Raw genomic sequence first — 5,544 nt, 5'->3', positions numbered from 1 at the left:
ACCGCCATGATCGGCGCCGAGGCCATCCGGCGCATCCTGCAGGAACTCGACCTCGACGGCATCGCCAACGCGCTGCGTGAAGAGATCGCCACCACGACCTCCGAGCTGAAGCCCAAGAAGCTCCTCAAGCGCCTGAAGATCATCGAGGCCTTCCAGATGTCGGGCAACAAGCCCGAGTGGATGATCCTCACCGTGGTTCCGGTCATCCCGCCGGACCTGCGCCCGCTCGTTCCGCTGGACGGCGGCCGTTTCGCCACGTCCGATCTGAACGACCTCTACCGCCGCGTCATCAATCGCAACAACCGCCTGAAGCGGCTGATCGAGCTGCGCGCGCCGGACATCATCATCCGCAACGAGAAGCGCATGCTTCAGGAGGCGGTGGACGCGCTGTTCGACAACGGCCGCCGCGGCCGCGTCATCACGGGCGCCAACAAGCGCCCGCTGAAGTCGCTCGCCGACATGCTGAAGGGCAAGCAGGGCCGCTTCCGCCAGAACCTGCTCGGCAAGCGCGTCGACTATTCCGGCCGCTCGGTCATTGTGGTGGGTCCGGAGCTGAAGCTGCACCAGTGCGGGCTGCCCAAGAAGATGGCGCTCGAACTGTTCAAGCCGTTCATCTACGCGCGCCTCGACGCCAAGGGTTTCTCGGCCACCGTGAAGCAGGCCAAGAAGCTCGTCGAGAAGGAGAAGCCCGAGGTCTGGGACATCCTGGACGAGGTCATCCGTGAGCATCCCGTCATGCTCAACCGCGCGCCGACGCTGCACCGCCTCGGCATCCAGGCCTTCGAGCCCAAGTTGATCGAGGGCAAGGCGATCCAGCTGCACCCGCTGGTCTGCACCGCGTTCAACGCCGACTTCGACGGCGACCAGATGGCCGTGCACGTCCCCCTGAGCCTCGAGGCTCAGCTGGAGGCGCGCGTCCTGATGATGTCGACCAACAACATCCTGCACCCGGCCAACGGTCACCCGATCATCGTGCCGAGCCAGGACATCGTGCTCGGCCTCTACTACCTGTCGATCGTGGCGGAAGGAGCCATCGGCGCCTTCGACCCGACCAACAAGCAGAACCCGATGCAGGGCGTGTTCGGCAACATCGGCGAGCTCGAGCACGCGCTGGCGGCCCAGACCGTCAAGCTGCACACGAAGATCCGCTGGCGCTGGAACGGCATCGGGCCGGACGGCGAGCCGCTGACCAAGACCTACGACACCACGCCGGGCCGGGTGATCCTGTCCACGGCCCTGCCGCAGCACGCCAAGGTGCCCTTCGACGTCGTCAACAAGCTGATGACCAAGAAGGAGATCTCGGCGATGATCGACACCGTCTACCGCCACTGCGGTCAGAAGGAGTCGGTGATCTTCTGCGATCGCATCATGGCGCTCGGCTTCAACCACGCGTTCAAGGCCGGCATCTCGTTCGGCAAGGACGACATGGTGGTCCCGGCCAACAAGTGGTCGATCGTCGGTTCGACCCGCGACCTCGTCAAGGAGTTCGAGCAGCAGTTCAACGACGGCCTGATCACCCAGGGTGAGAAGTACAACAAAGTCGTCGATGCCTGGGGCAAGTGCTCGGCCCGCCTCGCGGACGAGATGATGGCCGCGATTTCCGCCGTCCAGAAGGACGAGAACGGGACCGACAAGCAGGTCAACTCGGTCTACATGATGGCGAATTCCGGCGCCCGCGGCTCCCGCGAGCAGATGCGCCAGCTCGCCGCCATGCGCGGCCTGATGTCCAAGCCCTCGGGCGAGATCATCGAGACACCGATCATCTCGAACTTCAAGGAAGGCCTCGACGTTCTCGAGTACTTCAACTCCACCCACGGCGCCCGTAAGGGCCTCGCGGATACGGCGCTGAAGACCGCGAACTCGGGTTACCTGACCCGTCGTCTCGTGGACGTGGCGCAGGACGCCGTCATCCGCGAGACCGATTGTGGCACCACCAACGGCATCCGCATGCGCGCCATCGTGGATGCGGGCCAGGTCGTCGCCCCGCTCGCCATCCGCATCCTCGGCCGCGCCACGGCCGAGGACCTGGTGGCCCTCGACGGCACCGTGATCGTCAAGACCAACGAGACGATCGAGGAGAAGCACCTGCCCGCCATCCAGGCGGCCGGCATCCAGGAGGTCAAGATCCGCTCGGTGCTCGTCTGCGCCACCAAGAGCGGCGTCTGCGCCACCTGCTACGGGCGCGATCTCGCCCGTGGAACGCCCGTCAACATGGGCGAAGCGGTCGGCGTCATCGCGGCGCAGTCCATCGGCGAGCCGGGCACCCAGCTCACCATGCGTACCTTCCACATCGGCGGCGCCGCCCAGATCTCCGACTCGTCCTTCATCGAGTCGAGCTTCGAGGGCACGATCAAGATCCGCAACCGGGCCCTCGCCCGGAACTCGGACGGCGATCTCATCGCCACCGGCCGCAACGTCTCCATCGTCATCGTCGGCTCGGACGGGACGGAACGCGCCAACCACCGCCTGCAATACGGCGCGAAGCTGCGGGTGGACGAGGGCGACACGGTCAAGCGCGGCCAGCGCATCGCCGAGTGGGACCCCTACACCCGCCCGATCATCACCGAGACGGACGGCATCGTTCAGTACGAGGACCTCATCGACGGCCAGTCGATCACCGAGACCACCGACGAGTCGACCGGCATCGCCAAGCGCGTCGTCATCGACTGGCGCGGCACCGCCCGCACCGCCGACCTCAAGCCGGCGATGCTGGTGACCGATGCCGACGGCAAGCCCATGAAGCTGCCGCGCGGCTCGGACGCCCGCTACTTCCTGCCCGTCGACGCCATCATCGGCTACGACCCGGGCGGCAAGGTGAAGGCCGGTGACATCCTCGCCCGCGTCTCGGCGGATTCGGCCAAGACCCGCGACATCACCGGCGGTCTGCCGCGAGTGGCGGAGCTGTTCGAGGCCCGGCGCCCGAAGGACGCGGCCATCATCGCGGAGAAGTCGGGCACGATTCAGTTCGGGCGCGACTACAAGAACAAGCGTCGCCTGACACTGACGCCGCATGACGGTTCGGAGGCGGTCGAGTACCTGATCCCGAAGGGCAAGCACATCCACCTTCAGGACGGGGACGTGGTCGAGCTCGGCGACTACATCGTCGACGGCAACCCGGCGCCGCACGACATCCTGGCGATCAAGGGCGTGGAGGAACTCGCGGCCTACCTCGTCAACGAGATCCAGGAGGTCTACCGACTCCAGGGCGTGTCGATCAACGATAAGCACATCGAGGTCATCGTCCGGCAGATGCTGCAGAAGGTCGAGATCACCGACGGCGGTGATTCCGACATTCTGACGGGCGATCAGATCGACCGGACGGAGCTCGCGGAAGTGAACGAGAAGCTGCTCGCCGAGGGCAAGAAGCCCGTCGTCGGCGTGCCGGTGCTCCTCGGCATCACCAAGGCGAGCCTGCAGACGAAGTCGTTCATCTCGGCGGCCTCGTTCCAGGAGACCACCCGCGTCCTCACGGAAGCGGCGGTGAACGGCAAGATCGACTACCTCGAGGGCCTCAAGGAAAACGTCATCGTCGGTTCGCTCATCCCGGCCGGCACCGGCTCCATGGCGGCCGAGATCCGTGCCGTGGCTCGCCGTCGCGACAACCTGATCCTCCAACAGAAGGCCGCCGAGAGCGGGGCGCAGCCCCTCTCCGAGCTGCCGCCCGCCGCCGAGTAAGCGGGCAAGGGCTCGAAACGACCGAGGGGGGGCGGCTCGCAAGAGCCGCCCTTTCGCGTTGAAGAGCTATTCCAGGGCACCGGGAAGCCTCGAAGGACGGTGCCCGTCCAAGCTTGACCATGGACGCGCCCGCCCTCAAGAATTTCCCGTCCTGATTGTGTCGGCCTGCGACGCGACGGATCGCGGAGAAACGACGATGCGGGGTAGGGTACTCTCGATGCCGGGTCCGACTGGGCCGGGCATCATCTCGGGTCACGACGGGCAGCGCTATCGCTTCGCCCTGAGCGACCTGCGTAATGCACCTCCGGCGGCGGGCGACGAGGTCGACTTCGAGATCAGCGCCGGCGAAGCGAAGGAGATCTACACGCTCGCCGCGAGCACGCCGCTCAGGGCCCTCGCGGCGAAGCGGGATTGGACCCAGTTCTACCTGAGCCCGAGCGGCCGGATTTCCCGAAGGGAGTATTGGCTCTACGGGTTTCTGGTCACGTCCTGCGTCGGGCTCCTCACCGGATGGATCCCAATCCTCGGCGTAATCGTCTCACTCGTCCTTTCTTGGTCGGGTATCGTCCTCGGCATCAAGCGGTTCCACGATATCGGACGTTCGGGCTGGTGGTCGCTGATCGCGATTCCGCCCATGCTGCTGACTATCTTTTCCACCGTGACCAACCCGAACCATGCGACGCTGACGTTGCTGCTCGGCTTGATAACCATGGCCGCGATGCTGTGGGTGTTCTTCGGTGTCCTCGTCCGTCGCGGAAACGAGGGTCCGAACCAGTTCGGGCCGGACCCGATGCACCCGGGAATCGACTAGCGACCCGATCAGCAACGGTGGATGGACCGATTGGGCGAAGCCCCCTCGCGTCCCACCCCGGCTCGCGGGTCATGGAAACCGCCATCCCGCCGCTCCGCCTTCATGAACTTGTAACGGAACGGGTTGACGCGGGCCGAATCCACCTCTATCAGGCCCTCATTGAACGGCTGGCCGTAGGCAGCAAACGATCGTGAGGCCCAGAGCCTCGATCCAGGCTTCCTAAACGCATCCGACTTCAACAGACGAACACGTGTCAGTCCGGCATGATCGCTTGCTTCGATGCAGGTGATCCTCTGCTTGCAACGGCGCGCCAAAGGCTGACATCAGCCTGGGGCGCGGCTTTGCGTTTCGTCGCACAGCTTTGTGCGATGCCGGGGCCGACCACAACGAGATTTGGATTTCGACGGTCACCGACGGTGACGCGTTTCGAGAGGATTGGCATGCCGACGATCAACCAGCTGATCGCTCAGCCGCGCAAGGCGCAGAAGAGCCGCAACAAGGTGCCGGCGCTCGACGCCTGCCCGCAGAAGCGTGGCGTCTGCACCCGCGTCTACACGACGACCCCGAAGAAGCCGAACTCCGCGCTCCGCAAGGTCGCGAAGGTTCGTCTCACCAACGGCTTCGAGGTCATCGGTTACATCCCGGGTGAGGGTCACAACCTTCAGGAGCACTCCGTGGTGATGATCCGGGGCGGCCGCGTGAAGGACTTGCCGGGTGTTCGTTACCACATCCTGCGCGGCGTCCTCGACACGCAGGGCGTGAAGGGCCGCAAGCAGCGCCGTTCGAAGTACGGCGCCAAGCGCCCGAAGTAAGACCGAAATTCGCGCACCCTGTAAGGATGTCGCCGGCCCCGCGTGAGGCTCAAGGCGGCCTGCGCAGGGTGGTTTCAAGACCCAAGTTTAGACGGAGCGAGCGATGTCCCGCCGCCATTCTGCCGAAAAGCGTGAGATCATCCCGGACCCGAAGTACGGGGACATCGTGCTGACCAAGTTCATGAATTCCATCATGTACGAGGGCAAGAAGTCCACCGCCGAGCGCATCGTGTACGGCGCCTTCGA

General features: G+C 65.1%; 3 protein-coding genes and 1 pseudogene. All 4 read left to right on the top strand.

Annotated elements, in window-relative coordinates; all coding sequences use genetic code 11:
- Positions 1-3,675: DNA-directed RNA polymerase subunit beta' (rpoC, locus tag K2X24_RS17745; protein ID WP_292499654.1), on the top strand; the 3,675-nt coding region annotated here is incomplete at its 5' end.
- A 217-nt stretch (positions 3,676-3,892) separates the two neighbouring features.
- Positions 3,893-4,486 (top strand): DUF805 domain-containing protein, encoded by a 594-nt coding sequence (locus tag K2X24_RS17740; protein ID WP_292499653.1) that lies wholly within the window; start codon positions 3,893-3,895, stop codon positions 4,484-4,486.
- Positions 4,487-4,926: 440 nt separating this feature from the next.
- Entirely contained in the window at positions 4,927-5,298 is a 372-nt protein-coding gene (gene rpsL / locus K2X24_RS17735) for a 30S ribosomal protein S12 (RefSeq protein WP_018044234.1), read from the top strand.
- Between the two features lie 103 nt (positions 5,299-5,401).
- Positions 5,402-5,544: pseudogene (locus tag K2X24_RS17730) on the top strand (30S ribosomal protein S7); the annotation flags it as partial.

The organism is Methylobacterium sp., assembly GCF_019750675.1.
Taxonomy (GTDB): Bacteria; Pseudomonadota; Alphaproteobacteria; order Rhizobiales; family Beijerinckiaceae; genus Methylobacterium.
Note: the sequence above shows the minus strand (reverse complement) of the source record. Positions and strands in the feature narration are given on the sequence as shown.

What these genes read in the sequence shown, in the direction of transcription:
- K2X24_RS17740 (WP_292499653.1), top strand. Translation starts at nt 3,893, where the DNA reads ATGCCGGGTCCGACTGGGCCGGGCATCATCTCGGGTCACGACGGGCAG.
- rpsL (WP_018044234.1), top strand. Translation starts at nt 4,927, where the DNA reads ATGCCGACGATCAACCAGCTGATCGCTCAGCCGCGCAAGGCGCAGAAG.